9 protein-coding genes are annotated in these 12,987 nt (G+C 34.5%); 5 read left to right on the forward strand and 4 right to left on the reverse strand.

Annotated elements, in window-relative coordinates:
- Positions 1-5: 5 nt before the first annotated feature.
- The 4 genes from EXC55_RS00755 to EXC55_RS00770 form a co-directional block, all read right to left on the reverse strand.
- On the reverse strand, positions 6-1,103 hold the full coding sequence (locus EXC55_RS00755; RefSeq protein WP_129622792.1) for an ABC transporter permease subunit: 1,098 nt from the start codon (positions 1,101-1,103) through the stop codon (positions 6-8).
- Complete coding sequence (locus tag EXC55_RS00760; RefSeq protein ID WP_129622793.1) at positions 1,084-2,055, reverse strand: ABC transporter permease subunit; 972 nt, start codon at positions 2,053-2,055, stop codon at positions 1,084-1,086. Before EXC55_RS00760 ends, EXC55_RS00755 begins: the two co-directional genes overlap by 20 nt.
- A 12-nt stretch (positions 2,056-2,067) precedes the next feature.
- Positions 2,068-2,364 carry an HPr family phosphocarrier protein gene (locus tag EXC55_RS00765; RefSeq protein WP_129622794.1) on the reverse strand — a complete coding sequence of 99 codons (297 nt, stop codon included), beginning with the start codon at positions 2,362-2,364 and terminating at the stop codon, positions 2,068-2,070.
- Positions 2,365-2,613: 249 nt separating this feature from the next.
- Entirely contained in the window at positions 2,614-4,266 is a 1,653-nt protein-coding gene (locus EXC55_RS00770; RefSeq protein ID WP_129622795.1) for a ribonuclease J, read from the reverse strand.
- A gap of 264 nt (positions 4,267-4,530) precedes the next feature.
- Here EXC55_RS00770 and uvrB point away from each other — a divergent pair, with 264 nt between their 5' ends.
- The 5 genes from uvrB (at position 4,531) to fusA (ending at position 12,600) form a co-directional block, all read left to right on the forward strand.
- Entirely contained in the window at positions 4,531-6,525 is a 1,995-nt protein-coding gene (gene uvrB, locus EXC55_RS00775; RefSeq protein ID WP_129622796.1) for an excinuclease ABC subunit UvrB, read from the forward strand.
- Between the two features lie 11 nt (positions 6,526-6,536).
- Positions 6,537-9,377 (forward strand): excinuclease ABC subunit UvrA, encoded by a 2,841-nt coding sequence (gene uvrA / locus EXC55_RS00780; protein WP_129622797.1) that lies wholly within the window; start codon positions 6,537-6,539, stop codon positions 9,375-9,377.
- A 208-nt stretch (positions 9,378-9,585) separates the two neighbouring features.
- Positions 9,586-10,002 carry a 30S ribosomal protein S12 gene (gene rpsL / locus EXC55_RS00785; protein ID WP_129622798.1) on the forward strand — a complete coding sequence of 139 codons (417 nt, stop codon included), beginning with the start codon at positions 9,586-9,588 and terminating at the stop codon, positions 10,000-10,002.
- Positions 10,003-10,026: 24 nt separating this feature from the next.
- Entirely contained in the window at positions 10,027-10,497 is a 471-nt protein-coding gene (gene rpsG / locus EXC55_RS00790) for a 30S ribosomal protein S7 (RefSeq protein ID WP_129622799.1), read from the forward strand.
- A 12-nt stretch (positions 10,498-10,509) separates the two neighbouring features.
- The gene (gene fusA, locus EXC55_RS00795) at positions 10,510-12,600 is read left to right on the forward strand and encodes an elongation factor G (RefSeq protein WP_129622800.1); all 2,091 of its coding nucleotides are present in this window, start codon (positions 10,510-10,512) and stop codon (positions 12,598-12,600) included.
- Positions 12,601-12,987: the final 387 nt, after the last annotated feature.

Genomic DNA, 12,987 nt, shown 5'->3' on the forward strand with positions numbered 1-12,987 from the left:
ACCCTCTACGCATTTACTCTTCAAGCTAAAAATAATTTCAAACCAAATAATTTACTGATAAGAACAAAAAACGAAACAGAAAGAATCACAAAAGTCAGATAGGATCCATTTTTTGTATTAATTAAAATTTCTCGAAAAACACTGCCTAAATTTAATGCATTCTCTAAATTATCAATATTAAAAAATGCAAGCGAACTAATTATAAGTATGCATAAACTTATGTTTTCCGCAATTGTATTGAGCGAATTAATTAAAAGTTGAGGCAAAATAGTTGAAAAAAGAATTTTTGTGTTGGTTAACCCTAGAGAACGTAAAGCGTTAATGTATTCTTTTTGTTTTATCAGAATAGTTTCGTTGTAGCCAAAATAAAAGAAATTTACAAACCCTAAAATGCCAGGAATAAAAATAATTTTTGCATCAGAATAACCAACAAGTTTGAAAATGATAATGGACAAAACAGTTAATGGAATAATACTTAAAGTGTTGAACAAGAAGTAATTAACTTTAAATAGTTTAAAATTAGAAAAATAACCTAAAAACATTCCTAATAGCAACCCTATCGAAAATTGCAACAAAATGATTAATGTAATCAAACCAATAGTTTTTGCAAATGAATTAACAAAGAAACTAAAGTAACTTATCCCAAAGCTGTTAGTGCCAAATAGCAAAACAAAATTTTTTGCGTATAACGAATACAACAACAAATAAGGGTTATACGTCAAATTAACTTTATCACTGATAAAAACTTCTTGAATAACAATTGCGGAATTCTTAGCTGCTTGCTGTTTGATCAATAAATAATTTGGATCGTTTAGATCAAATTTTTTAGTCAAAATTTGATTAGTGTAATTTGGTAAATTCTTCACAAAATCATTATTTAAAACAGCTTTATTTGACGAATATGGATAGAAAATTGCACTAAGAAAGATAAATAATAAAAAAACAATGAACAAAAACAAAATTACCCAATTTAGTTTTTTTGAAAAAAAACGTCTTCAATATCTTTTAAAAGAATTTTCAGGATTCGATGGAGAATAAAACAAAGGTTTAGATTGACTAAAGCGAAATAATTCAGAGTTATTTTTATTTTCTTGTTTCTGCATTTTTCCGCTCCTTATTTAGTCAACTTCTTTGTTTTATATGTTTTCAAATGTATCAACCTTGTGTTTTTTCTTCAATCAAGTTATTTCATACGTCGCTTAGTGTGTCAAAAAGTAAAAGAAAAAGCAAGAAAATTAATAGTTTAAAAAATAAAAAACACAATAGTACATTAATTTCATTACTTTCAATCATATTTATTAGTAACAAAGATTGCCCTGGGATTTGAAAAATTCTTTCAATTATGAAACTAAAACTTGAAACTAAAATTAAAATTCCAAACGCATTACCAGCTAAATTTGTGCAAATATTTTTAAAAATAGCTTTTCTAAAAATTGCAGTTGTACTCATACCATTAGCTTGCATTTGCACAATATAACTTTCTGTATAACTCTTTATTATAGTGTTTTTCGTAATCGTAGAAATTATGCTTACTGGTACAACCAATAATAAAATGATTGGAAAAATCAATGACGCAATTGTTCAATTCAACCCTAAAACAGATGGTTTTAAAAACATAACTGGTAAATCATTGTTTTGAGCTACAACTATTAATATTGGAGCTAAAACAAAGGTAGGAATGGCAATTGCACCAAAGACAAAAAAGGATAATATCAAATCACTGCTTTTGTTATTTTTGTAACCCATTACTAAACCAATCGTAAGACCTACTAAAACGGAAATAACTAAAGTTGTGCTCACAAACAAAAAGCTTCATTGATAATAATTTCAAAACAAAGTCAATGGACTGCTAAAAGCATCAGCAATAGTGGTATTGTAAAGCTGACCAAAACCTTTGCTTAAATTATTTAAAAAAAGAAAGAACCCTTCTAAAATCGACACCGTTTGTGTTTTGTTCAATAATAAAAAGAAAAAAACATAGCCCAAAAATAAAGCTATGCTGAATGTAACAGCTAAAAGAAAGATTTTTTTAGTTAAATATTTAGCAAAATTCATTTGCCTTTCTTTCTACAAATTTAATTCTTCTTGACTCGCTACTCCGTGCTTAAGTAAAACTTCTTTGATTGAACTAAGCGCGTCTTGCTCCTTGTCACTACCAGATGCTTTAAAAGTAATTTTATCGCTTTTGCGAATTGGGAGTGATAGCAAGCTCATAATTGATTTGGCATTTGCTTCAAGGTTATTTTTTTTCATAACAACCTTAATTTCACAATTATTGTATTTTGATGCTACAGATGATACCGCTGTTGCTCAACGCGCGTGCATACCCATTGGGTCCTGCACTGTAATAGTAAATGCCTTCATTTTATCCTTTCAGATTGTTCAATGTACTATATAAATATATAAGTATAAATATTATAATACAAACAAAATAACTATAAGAATTCAGTAACTAACTTGATTTTATGTCTAATTTTCAAATAGTACTATAACATAGGCATATATTTTGATTCAGTAGTGAAAAAGTGTTTTTTAAAAAAATAGGTTTGGCGTAAACCTAAATTTTTATTTCAGAAAAGATTTCGAAACTACGATTTCGTCATCATTTAAAAATTAGCTAATTTGTTGAAATGTCACCACTACAAGTGGTTCTTTGTCATAATTTTTGAAAATTTTTCTTTTAATAACTTGACGTGCTCTGTTTTGTAATTCTTTGATATTAGCAAATTTTTCCTCTTCAAGAATTTTTAAAATTACTTGTTTAATTAATTCTGAAGCATCTTTTTTTGCTTCTTTGCTAATCGACCCAACGAAATTAATTTGAATTTTAGAAACTAGTTTTTTAGTTTTAGAATCGAATAAAACGCTCACGACAATTACACCTTCACGCCCTAAAACTTCACGTTCCATCACGACTTCAGAAGATATATCACCAATTCCGTAACCGTCGATAATGGTTTCACCAACTTCTTTGACTTTTCCTTTTGAGGAAGCTAATTTGCCGTCAATAAAGTGAGCAATTCGACCATTTTGCAACACTAAAATTTGATTTTCTTTCATTTTGCATTCTTTGGCAATATATCTTTGTGCATCACTTAAATAACGATAAAGACCTTCGACTGGAATTACATATTGTGGTTTAGTCTTGGTTACTAGATCGATAATGTCTTGTCGTGCAGGACGGTGACGATAGAATTCAGAAGAAGAAACATCATAAATTTTAGAAGTAACTTTAGCAATTTCATCAAGTGTTAACGCTTCTAATTTTTCTAACCCATTTACTGCTGGCGAAAGAAAAAGCACATTATCATTAGCGTTCAACGATAAAAAGACATCGTTTTTTTCAGTAATTCTTAGAAAACGACTAAAGAGACGATTAATTGATCCAGTTACAAGCACAACAGCATTTGGTATTTTATTTGCGTTACGATAATCGATAGCATTTGGTCAATTTAATTTACTATAAGTATTTCTAATTAGTTCAAACACTTGACCGTAAGTTTTGCCATAAGTAACAACTGGACGTTTTGTTTTGTAAGCTAAGTCTAGAATTTGTTGAATTGATGCCATTTCTTCATCGTAAGCACTTACAATAATTCTTTCTTTTGGTCCTGCATTTAAAAAAACTTCTTTTATTGACTGTGGTAAAGCAATCTTTTCAATTGCTTTGCCATTCAAATTTACTCTACCAGCATCAACAACTAAAGCTAAAAGTTTACGTTTAGTAAAATTTTTGGCTAAGCTATCAAAGCTTAACTTGCCATAAATACCTAAATTTCCTTCAACAAAGTTAAACATAAAAAGTACATCACCATCTGGAGTAATAAAATCAAAACCTAAGCAACCAGGCATTGAACCAGCAATATCAATTGGTTGAATGAAAATGTCATCAAATTTCTTCACATCTTTGAGAACAAAAATTTTGTATGCAGCATTGCTAATACGATATTTAGACAAACGATCCAAAATCATTAATTTGTTAAATTCAGAAGTGTAAATTTTTAAATTAGGAATTTGCATTAATAATCATGGCAAAGCACTAAAAGTATCACTTTTGACATCACTTATAAAAATGCCTTGGATACGATCTTTGTTTTTGACTAAATAATCAAAATTTGGAATTAAAGTGTCAATTCCATTGGTTGAATTAATCGGAATTTTTGTTCCAGCATTGATAATAAATATTTTTTCGTTTCACTCCAAAACATAGCAGTTTTTTTCATTTTCATCTAAACCGCCAAGAGCAAAGATACTAATATGATTCATAGCTCTCCTTTACTAAATTATTTCGCTGCAAAAATTATTCATTAGACAACACGTAAAAAATACTTTTTTATTATATATGAAATTCACTTTTGCTATGTTTTTTGCAAATTACCTCTTATCAAAAACATTGGATTTAATTATCCGTAAAATAACCAAAAACTGCGATTTAAATGGTTTTTTTGTACATTTTCATTGCATTCTGAAGAAAAATGGTATTTAAATTAATAAGAATAATAAGAGTTAATTCTATATAATTCTTTTGCTATGCATAAATATGAATTAGTCTCGAACTATAAACCTGCAGGACACCAACCAGAAGCAATTGCTGAACTGGTAAAAAACATTAAAAATGGTGAAAAATACCAAGTTTTGCAAGGTATCACTGGGTCTGGTAAAACTTTTACGATCGCTAATGTGATTACCCATTTTGACCGCCCTGTATTAGTGCTTTCACACAACAAAACTTTGGCTTCACAACTTTATAGTGAACTAAGAGATTTTTTTCCACATAACCGTGTGGAATATTTTGTTTCATATTTTGATTACTATCGTCCTGAATATTATCACGTTGCTAGTGACTCATTCAGTGATAAGGTCTCGCAAACTAATGCTGAATTAGACGCAATGAGAATGTCAGCAGCCAACGCACTCTTAACTCGCAATGACACAATTGTTGTTGCTAGTGTGTCGGCAATTTATGGCGCTTTAAACCCTAAAGAGTATTTAGATAACTTTTGACCAATTCGCGTTGGTATGCAAATTTCGCGCCGCGACTTTTTACATAAATTAGTCGTTTTACAATACCAACATAAAATCGATTTAACTGGTGGTTCTTATGACTCGAAAGGCGACTCTGTTTTTATTAAACAACTTGACACAAGCAAACACGTAATTCGTGTTGATTTTTTCGGTGACGAAATTGAGGAAATTTCGCTTGTTGATCCACTAAATAAAAAGATTATTGAACGGAAAGAATTTATTACGATCTTTCCCGCTCATGCCTATACTGTAGGTGTAGACATTGTCCAAGAAGCTGTAAGTAAGATTGAAAAAGAACTTGCTGAACGTGTGCAATATTTCCGTGAACGTAACAAATTATTAGAAGCACAACGCATCGAAGAACGCACGAACCGCGATTTGGATGAACTCAAAGAAAATGGTTTTTGCTCAGGTGTGGAAAACTATTCTGTGTACTTTGACCGTCGCGAACTCGGACAACGTCCTTACACATTGCTTGACTATATGGCTGATAAAAATCCTTTAGTTTTTATTGATGAATCACATATGATGATTCCTCAACTTAAAGCTATGTATCGGGGCGATCGCGAACGAAAAGAAACCTTAGTAGAATATGGTTTCCGTTTACCAAGTGCTCTTGATAACCGTCCGCTCCGTTTTGACGAATTTGAAAGTTGTTTTGATTTTCAAACAGTTTTCATTTCAGCCACACCAGATGAATATGAATTAAATAAAACTTATGGCGCGATCACCCCTTTATGAATTCGTCCCACTGGCTTACTTGATCCTGTAATTGAAGTAAGACCAACTACTAATCAAGTCGAAGATATATACGATGAGTTGCAAAAACAAAAAGCTAAAAGCGAGAGAACATTAATTTTGGCTACCACCAAACGTCTATCTGAAGAACTAACCAACTATTTCTTACAAAAGAAAGAAAAAATTGCTTATTTACACTCGGAACATAGTACTTTTGAACGGAACACGATTTTACGCAAACTAAGAAAAGGTGTTTACGATGCTGTGATCGGCGTTAACCTCTTGCGGGAAGGAATTGACTTACCCGAAGTAAGTTTGATTATTATTTTAGATGCTGATAAGGAAGGTTTTTTGCGTTCCAAAACATCGCTCATTCAGATTGTTGGCCGGGCAGCACGGAATGCCAACGGGCGCGTGTTAATGTATGCTGATCATATTACGCAAAGTATGCAAGCTACTATTGACGACAATCGTACTAAGCGAGAAATACAAATTGCTTACAACCAAAAACATGGCATTGTGCCACGTACAATTCAAAAACCAATTCCTGAACCGATTCAAGATGATTCGAAAGTTTATGATGATTTGATGAAATTCTATCACCTCGAAGAACCTAAAAAAGGTGACACTAAGAAAGTAAGTAAAAAACAAATTGTGACTAAACTTAAAGCTGAACTTGAACAAGCCAAAAAAGAACTTGATTTCGATCGTGCCAAAGAAATTTTTGATTTGTTAATTGAATTGGAAATGAATAACAAATAGGAGACAACCAGATGTCAATTCGTGATGAAATAATAATTAAAGGTGCTCGTCAACATAACCTTAAGAATGTGTCTTTAACTTTGCCAAAAAACAAATTAATTGTTTTTAGTGGTTTATCAGGCAGTGGCAAGTCATCGCTGGCTTTTAACACAATCTATGAAGAAGCTAGACGTCGTTACATTGACTCGCTAGGAACTTATGCAATTCAATTTTTAGGTGGTACTTCTAAACCTGACGTTGACTCGATCGAAGGACTAAGTCCCTCAATTTCAATTGAGCAAGAGACAGCCAACAACAACCCTTATTCAACTGTGGGTACAGTGACCGAAATTTACGAGTATTTAAGATTACTTTATGCTCGGATTGGCAAACCGTTTTGTCCCAACCACAACATTCCTATTGCTGCTCAAACTAACAAAGAAATTTTAAATTCAATTTTTACTTTGCCTGACCAAAGTCACGTTATGATTTTGAGTCCAGTAGTTGATAACGAAAAAGGTACCTTTGCCAAGTTGTTAGAAAAGTTACAACGTGACAACTTTACTAGAGTTAAAATTGACGGAGAAATCTATAAATTAGGTGAAGACATCGTGTTAGAAAAAAATAAAAAACACACCATTGACATTGTTGTTGACCGTATTGTGCTTAGTCAAACTAATTACAATCGCATCGCTGCAGCGGTGGAAATGGCACTGAAATATAGCCGTGGTTTAGTCAAAATTGAAACGCTTGATGGTGAAATTAAATTGTTTTCACAACAACACTCTTGCAAATTCAAAGATTTTGAAATGCCTAAAATTGAACCAAAACTCTTTTCCTTCAAGTCACTTGATGGCAGATGTTCAAGTTGTGAAGGGCGCGGTGTACACCTTAAGGCCGACTTTAACGCACTAGTACCTTATCCTTGACTTTCGATCGCGCAAGGCGCGATTAAAATCTTTGAAAATTCTGTTGGTTCAGAAAAAATTGAATGACAAGAATTCAACATTTTGTGTGATTTTTATAACATCGACATTTGGCAAACACCAATTGAAAGAATGTCTGAAGAAGAACTACAAATTATTAAAGAAGGTTCTCCAGATGAATTGGAATTTGACATTAAGTCTGAAAGCGGAAGCATCAGACGTTACAACCGCAGAATCGAAGGTATTCTTACTAAAATTGAACGTAGATACCGTGAAACTTCAAGTGAACAAGTGCGAACTTGAATCAAACAATTTATGAGCACTTTCACTTGCAAAGATTGTAAGGGTACTAGACTAAATGCTAAAGCATTAGCCGTTCGCGTTGGTGACTATAACATAGCACAATTGAGTGAAATGACAGTTGACCAAGCGCTCGAAACCATCGAAAATTTAGACCTTAACGAAAAAGAACGCACCATTGCTGCCTTAGTTATTTCTGAACTTAAAAATCGTTTGTCTTTTTTACAAAATGTTGGTTTGAACTATTTGACTTTAAATCGTAGTGCGGAAAGTTTAAGTGGGGGTGAAAGTCAACGGATTAAGTTAGCAACGCAAATTGGCTCTGCACTTACTGGCGTGATTTACGTTTTGGATGAACCATCAATTGGTTTGCACCAAAGAGATAATGACAAATTAATTGCCACTTTACAAAAAATGGTGGAAATTGGTAATACTCTAATTGTTGTTGAACACGACGAAGATACAATTCGTGCGGCTGATTTTATTGTTGATATTGGCCCGCGCGCCGGTTCACACGGTGGCGAAATCGTTGCCCTTGGTAATTTAGAAGATATTAAAAATAATCCTAATTCACTCACAGGCCAATATCTTAGCGGTGTTCGTAAAATCGAAGTTCCTGAAGTTCGCCGCCCTGGTAAGGGTCAAAGCATCAGTGTGCTCGGCGCGCGGGAAAACAATTTAAAAAACATTGATGTGCATTTTCCACTTGGCAAATTTATTGCCGTCACAGGTGTAAGTGGTTCAGGTAAAAGTACATTAGTTAATTCTATTTTGGTTAATGGTCTTCTGAAAACATTGCGTGCTGTCACTACAAATATAAAAGTTGGTGCCTTTTCAAGTTTCAAAAACACCAAGGCCATTGATAAAGTAGTCCAAGTAACACAGGCACCAATTGGGCAAACTTCTCGTTCTAACCCCGCAACTTATACCGGAGTTTTTGACGACATTCGTGCTATTTTTGCTAACACAACTGAAGCAAAAGTGCGAGGTTACCAAATGTCTCGTTTTTCTTTCAATATCGAAGGTGGTCGTTGTAAAAAATGCCAAGGGCACGGAACATTGCAAATTAAAATGCACTTTTTACCTGATGTTTACATCACTTGTGATGATTGTGAGGGTAATCGTTACAACCGCGAGACACTTGAAATTACTTACCACGGTAAAAATATTGCTGATGTGTTAAATTTAACAGTGGACGAAGCTATTGAATTTTTCCAAATGCGTGCAAACATTGTAAAAAGATTACAAACTTTGCAAGATGTTGGGCTTGGTTACATTAAATTAGGACAATCGTCAACTACGCTTTCTGGTGGTGAGGCACAACGGGTAAAACTTGCAACTCACTTGCAAAAGAAAGCTACTGGAAAAACACTTTTTGTTTTAGACGAGCCAACAACTGGTTTACACCCTTATGATGTGCAGAATTTACTAAATGTTTTAAACCGCATTGTTGATAATGGTGACACTGTGCTTGTGATTGAACATAACTTAGATGTGATCAAATGTGCTGACCACATCATTGATCTTGGTCCTGAAGGCGGTAGTCACGGCGGCCAAGTTGTTGCCACTGGTACACCCGAAGCTGTGGCACAAAATCCAAAAAGTTACACGGGAATTTATCTCCAAAAAGTACTCAAACAAGATTAAGTCCATTTGTGCTTTGACCCTATGTCAAAGCATTTTTTGTTTAATGCTAGTTCTTATAAAAATTACAAAAAATTTTTGATACGCACGGAACGGTTGTTATATAATAACTTCGCTATTTGTTTAGCTACTTTTTTTATATTAAAAAATAATGATAACTTTAGTTTTTTGGACATTTAGATTAATTATTAAAACTAACGAAAGGAATTAAATGCCAACAACAAATCAACTTGTTACAAGTGGAAGAGTTGATAAGGTTCGTAAGTCAAAAGCACCTGCTTTGAACTTAGCTTATAACTCATTACACAAGAAACAGTTAAGGTTGTCAGCACCTTTTAAGAGAGGTGTATGTACTAGGGTGGCAACAATGACACCTAAAAAACCTAACTCAGCGATGCGTAAATACGCTCGTGTTAAATTATCAAACGGGATGGAAGTTACCGCTTACATCGGTGGTGAAGGCCACAACTTACAAGAACACTCAGTGGTGTTAATTAGAGGTGGTAGAGTTAAGGACTTACCTGGGGTTAGATATCACATCGTGCGTGGTACCCAAGACTTAGCTGGTGTTAACAACCGTAAACAAGGTCGTTCACTTTACGGAACTAAAAGAGAGAAGAAAAGCTAATTTTTAGCTAGATAGGAGAAACTTATGTCAAGAAAAAAAAGTGCACCTGTGAGAGAAGTTTTAGCTGATCCAATTTTTAATTCTGTTTTAGTCACAAAATTAATTAACACCATTATGCTTGATGGTAAAAAATCAATCGCCCAAGATATCCTTTACTCAGCTTTCAACATTGTGAAAGAAAAAACCAACAAAGACCCAATGGAAGTATTTTTACAAGCCATTGCTAACATCACACCACAATTAGAAGTAAGAACTCGTAGAGTTGGTGGTTCAAACTACCAAGTACCAACCGAAGTTTCTGACCGTCGTAAACAAACCTTAAGTTTAAGATGATTAGTTCAATACGCTCGTCTTAGAAACGAAAAAACTATGGACGTTAGACTTGCTAACGAAATTATTGACGCATCAAACAAAACAGGGGGAGCTATCAAAAAACGTGAAGACACACACAAAATGGCCGAAGCCAACCGTGCGTTTGCTCACTTTAGATGATAGGAAAAGAAACTTATGGCTCGCGAATATCAATTAAAAGACTACCGTAACATCGGAATTATGGCGCACATTGACGCTGGTAAAACTACAACTACTGAACGGATTTTGCTCCACACTGGTAAAATCCACAAAATTGGTGAAACCCACGATGGTGCTTCACAAATGGACTGAATGGAGCAAGAACAAGAACGTGGTATCACCATTACCTCAGCTGCAACCACAGCTTACTGAAATGGTAAGAGAATTAACATCATTGACACCCCAGGACACGTGGACTTTACTGTTGAAGTAGAACGTTCACTGCGTGTACTTGATGGTGCTGTGGCTGTTTTAGATGCTCAAAGTGGGGTGGAACCACAAACTGAAACTGTCTGAAGACAAGCAACTAACTACCGTGTGCCAAGAATTGTGTATGTTAACAAGATGGACAAAGCTGGTGCTGACTTCTTTGTGTCAGTCCGTAGTGTGCGTGAAAGATTAAATGCTAACGCAGTTGCTATCCAAGTGCCAATTGGTGCTGAGTCAAACTTCAACGGAATTATTGACTTGGTGGAAATGAAAGCTTGAGAATATGATGGCAAACCTGAAGAAATTGCCAAAGAAATCCCAATTCCAAGCGATCTTCAAGCTGTAGCTGAACAAAAACGTCAAGAATTAGTAGAAGCAGTTGCTGTTTTTGACGACGAATTTATGATGCAAGTGATGGAAGGTCACAACCCAAGTGCTGAGGAACTTAGAAGCGTGATCCGGAAAGCAACTTTAACTAGTGAATTCTTCCCAGTTGTGTGCGGTACCAGCTTCAAAAACAAAGCAGTTAAGAAAATGCTTGACGCTGTGGTTGACTACTTACCATCACCACTTGATGTGCCAGCAATTAAAGCTGAACTTGATGGCAAAGAAATCGAAGTACCGGCAACTGATGACCATGATTTTGCCGCACTTGCTTTCAAAATTATGACCGACCCTTATGTAGGTTCGCTTACCTTCTTTAGAGTTTATGCTGGTGTCCTTAAAAAAGGTAGCTATGTATATAACTCAACTAAGGATGTCAAAGAAAGAATTGGTCGGATCATCCAAATACACGCAAACTCACGTCAAGAAATTGATGAATGTTATGCTGGTGACATTAACGCTGCTGTAGGTCTTAAGTCAACTACTACTGGTGACACCTTAGTAGGCGAAAAATCACCACACTACATTCTTGAAAAAATGGTCTTTCCAGAACCTGTGATTTCACAAGCGCTTGAACCTGAATCAAAAGATGCAATGGAAAAACTTGCGCTTGGTCTCCAAAAATTAGCTGCTGAAGACCCTACTTTCAAAACCTACACTGACGATGAAACTGGTCAAACCATCATTGCTGGTATGGGTGAGTTACACCTTGACATTATTGTAGACCGGCTTAGACGTGAACACGGAGTTAAAACCAAAGTTGGTGCACCACAAGTGTCATACCGTGAAACGATTACAAAATCAGCTGAAGTTGAAGGTAAACACGTAAAACAATCAGGTGGTAAAGGTCAATACGGTCACGTGTGAATTAAATTCGAGCCAAACCCAGACCAAGGTTTTGAATTCATCGACAAAATTGTTGGTGGTAAGATTCCTAAGGAATACATCAAACCTATCCAAAAAGGTCTTGAAGACAAAATGGCAGCTGGTATTCTTGCTGGTTACCCAATGATCGACATTAAAGCTACTCTTTATGATGGTTCATACCACGATGTTGACTCAAGTGAATTAGCTTACAAAATTGCAGCTTCCAAAGCTTTAACCAAAGCGAAAGATTTACTTGGTACTGTGTTACTTGAACCAATTATGGACGTAGCTGTGGTAATTCCTGAAGACTACTTTGGTGATGTAATGGGCGACCTTACTCGTCGTCGTGGTCAAATTCAAGATAACGAAACCAGAAACGACGGCGCACACGTGATTCGTGCCCTTGTGCCATTGAAAGAAATGTTTGGTTATGCTACTGACATTCGTTCAATGACTGCTGGTAGAGGTACCTACCAAATGCAATTCGATCACTATGAAAAATGTCCAAAGAACATCGCTGACGAAATCATCAAGCGTCGTAACATTCAAGTTAAAGACGAAGACTAATTATGATCAAAAAAATGCTAGGCTTTGCCCTAGTATTTTTTTAATGCAATTTTCATTTCTAACTCTATGAGCTAAGCGTATTCGAAAATTAGTTCCAACAACCTTGTTGCACCAGCACTTTTGAATAAATGGTTTTTAAATTTCTTAGTAAATTTCAATGTTAACCCTATGTCATAGCACTATAAACAAAGTAAGTTACATTTAATTGGAATTTTGAACCTTATCAATTTTTTTTCAAAAAAATAACTGCCCAAAAGATAAAACTTAAACACTAAACCACTCTAACTAGGATGACGAAAACTGTAAACAAATTTGGTTTGTTATGTAAAAAAGTAGACTTTTCTGTAAATTTTCATAATTTTTTTGCTTAGTTTGTCAAAAACGTGG

The sequence above is a fragment of the Mycoplasmopsis columbinasalis genome (genome assembly GCF_900660705.1).
Taxonomy (GTDB): domain Bacteria; phylum Bacillota_I; class Bacilli_A; order Mycoplasmatales; family Metamycoplasmataceae; genus Mycoplasmopsis; species Mycoplasmopsis columbinasalis.